This window comes from Acidimangrovimonas sediminis (assembly GCF_002871005.1).
In the GTDB taxonomy this organism is placed as follows: Bacteria; Pseudomonadota; Alphaproteobacteria; order Rhodobacterales; family Rhodobacteraceae; genus Acidimangrovimonas; species Acidimangrovimonas sediminis.
Genome location: NZ_PHSN01000083.1, coordinates 1 through 693, shown reverse-complemented (window position 1 = coordinate 693; position 693 = coordinate 1). Strand labels below are relative to the sequence as shown.

Sequence of the window (693 nt, the reverse complement as noted above, 5' to 3'; positions counted from 1 at the left end):
GTTGTTATCGGGCATGCTGTTGGTGGCGCTTCGGTTCCGCGGTCTGTTCTTCCATCTGTCATGGTAAGCTGGTGCTGCGGGACAGGGGCGCTGGAGTGCGAAGACCGGGCAGGCCGAATTGACTATGAGCTGCGAGCTCGCGTTGTTATCTGGCCGCCCCTGCGACCAGCCCGTATGCGCCGAGAGCGCGTATCCGTAGATGTCGTACGAGCCCGAGCACTCCCCTGACACCAACTGGGAGAGCAAAGGATGAGATCGATCGGAATGGATGTCCACCGGAGCTTCGCGCAGGTCGCGATCTTCGCGGACGGGACCGTGACGGAGAGCTTTAGGGTCGACATGGAGCACGATGCGGTGGTGGCGTTCGGCCGCAGCCTGCGGCCCGACGATGAGGTGGTCCTGGAGGCGACGGGCAACACTGCCGTGATCGTGCGGCTGCTGACGCCGTTCGTGGCGCGGGTGGTGATCGCCAATCCGCTCCAGGTGAAGGCCATCGCGCATGCGCGGGTGAAGACCGACAAGGTCGATGCGGCGATTCTTGCACAGCTGCATGCCGCAGGTTTCCTGCCGGAGGTCTGGGCGGCCGACGACGCCACACTGGAACTGCGGCGCCTGGTGTCCGAGCGCGTGGCGATCGTCCGTTCGATCCGCCGGGCCAAGAGCCGCGTTCATGCGGTGTTGCACGCCAACCTG

Annotated in this window: 1 protein-coding gene; it reads left to right on the top strand. The window is 64.9% G+C overall.

All coding sequences use genetic code 11. From position 1 onward, the window contains the following. Positions 1 to 264 precede the first annotated feature (264 nt). A partial coding sequence (locus CVV76_RS24425; RefSeq protein WP_146010400.1) for an IS110 family transposase occupies positions 265 to 693 on the top strand: 429 nt, incomplete at its 3' end.